This window comes from Methanobrevibacter sp., from assembly GCF_045541095.1.
Lineage (GTDB): Archaea > Methanobacteriota > Methanobacteria > Methanobacteriales > Methanobacteriaceae > Methanocatella.
This window is the reverse complement of sequence record NZ_JAZQIJ010000118.1, coordinates 1-2,098: the sequence shown is the minus strand read 5'-3', so window position 1 is coordinate 2,098 and position 2,098 is coordinate 1. Positions and strand designations below refer to the sequence as shown.

Here is a 2,098-nt window from a genome sequence, read left to right as displayed (position 1 = left end):
GTGGTTCCTGTAGTTCTTGAGTATAGAAGTTTCATTCCAGGGTTTATATAGTCCATACCGATGTATGTCTTATCGCCCATCTCAGAACCGCCATCACATACAGCAGTTCCTAAGATGTCAATGTTGTCAACTCCATAATAGCTTTGAATGTGTTCCACCGGTTCGACCTGTCTGTTGGAAGAGAACAAATCAGACTTTAAGGTTGTTAATGATTTGTAACTAACAGCCATTGAGTTAAGGTTAGCATAGCTTCCTGCACTTTCTTTGAACTTTTCCTGAGCTTTCAAGATAGTCATTCCGGTATCATCACCTGCTTGGAAGTTGTAGGTTGAAACTTTACTGGAGTTCATAATCATATCAATGGCTGCCTTTTCGATGCTTCTGCCGATAAGGATACCTACATCCTGAAGCATATCATTAACGCTTATTAAATTTGAATCAAGCATTTGAGCAGAAACGTTTAATACTCCACCGATGGTATCTATAGAGACAGTTTCACTGATTGGTTTTCTGACGTTTAATTCTTGAAGGGTTGCGCCGGGTGCAATGTCTTTGGCCTCACCGAGTACTCCGCTTTGAATAGCTTCCTCGATGTTTACTCTTTGTGACATGTAAGTGTAATACTGGCTGTTCTCTTCAATCTCCTGTTTTGGAAGCAACCTTGTGAATTTCATCCACTTTGCAGAAGTATCAGCAACAATCTGTGCCATCACTTCATTTTGTACTTTTGCATCATTTCCTTTAGTTAACATTAACAATCCTCCTTATGGTCTGCAAGTACCTTTCAGCGCAAGACCTGGTTTATTCAACAATATTCCGACTTTAGACTGTATGAACAGTTTTGTATATTGAGGTAACTCATCGTAGATGTCTTTTCTCATGATTTCAATGAGAGGATAGAAGTCTGCAATGTTTTCATCACTGGTGATTGGTGCAACAGTGGTTCCGGAAGATTTGGAATACAATACTGTTAAAGGAGCATTTCTTAAATCGAAACCTATATATTGCTTGTCACCTATTAAAGATCCGCCGTCAGCTTGGGTGGTACCTAATAAATCGATATTGTCAATACCGTAGTATTCCTTAATGTCTTCTACAGGCTGAACCAACTTGTTGGATGAGTAAGCTAATTGTTTAACGTATGATAATGTTTTGTAAGACTCTGCCATTATTGTTAAATCAGCACCTGCACCGGCATTGCCTTTGAAAGCTTCCTGTGCACTGATAACAAAGTTACCAAAGGCTTCCATGGTATCATCGGTTTGAGTGGTATTGTACTGCGGAACATTTGGAGAGCTAATTATAGTATCGTAAATGTTGTATTCAATGCGGTTTGCAATAACGGTAGCTACATCACCCAACAAATCTTCGAATGAAACGATATCAGAATCAAACACGTCCTTGTTTACGTTTAAAACACCACCTACAGTGTCGATGGAAATTGTATCGGTTACTGGTTTTCTAATGTTCAGCTCTTGTAAAGATGCACCTGGAGCTATGTCTTTTGCTTCTCCAAGCAATCCTTTTTTGATAGCTTCATCAAGGTTAATGTTCTGTCTGAAGTAAGTGTAGTAATCGGAGTTCTCTTTGATTTCTTGTTTAGGAAAGAGTCTTGCAAGCTTTAACCTTTTTGCGGTTTCATCAGTAATAGTTTGAGCTATTACCTCATTTTGAACTTTGGTATCATTTCCTTTTGTAATCATTAACTATCACCTTTAAGTTTGACCAGTTTCACCGGTTGCGCCGATGTCGTATGGTCTGAATACTTCAATGTAATTGTAATCATCTGAGCTAGCTACAGGATGCATTGCAATATATTCGCCGTCATCGGATTTGATAGCTCCTGTGCTGGTTAAAGCTATTCTGTCATTAACGGCAATGTTTGAAAGTCCTGATGCTAATTTTAATCTGAAAAGATGGCCTAGGACTAAAATTGCAGTTTTTCTTTTTCCTCCAGTCATGGTAACCGGATCGTTGACTGCAATGCCTAAAATGATTTCGCCTTCAGCGGCCGTGTATTTCTTAACTGTTGGTTTTCCGATATCTGAATTTGCTGACAATGTTACAACATCATCTGTCTTGATTTTGTTTCCTGCAT

General features: G+C 38.8%; 3 protein-coding genes. All 3 read right to left on the bottom strand.

Annotated elements, in window-relative coordinates:
- A partial coding sequence (locus ACKI2P_RS04890; protein WP_407375543.1) for a hypothetical protein occupies positions 1-752 on the bottom strand: 752 nt, incomplete at its 3' end.
- Positions 753-764: 12 nt separating this feature from the next.
- The gene (locus ACKI2P_RS04885; RefSeq protein ID WP_407375542.1) at positions 765-1,703 is read right to left on the bottom strand and encodes a hypothetical protein; all 939 of its coding nucleotides are present in this window, start codon (positions 1,701-1,703) and stop codon (positions 765-767) included.
- A 12-nt stretch (positions 1,704-1,715) separates the two neighbouring features.
- A partial coding sequence (locus ACKI2P_RS04880; protein ID WP_407375540.1) for a hypothetical protein occupies positions 1,716-2,098 on the bottom strand: 383 nt, incomplete at its 5' end.

Bases quoted from the DNA above. Each gene is read 5' to 3' on its own strand.
- ACKI2P_RS04885 (WP_407375542.1), bottom strand. From the start codon at position 1,703: ATGATTACAAAAGGAAATGATACCAAAGTTCAAAATGAGGTAATAGCT.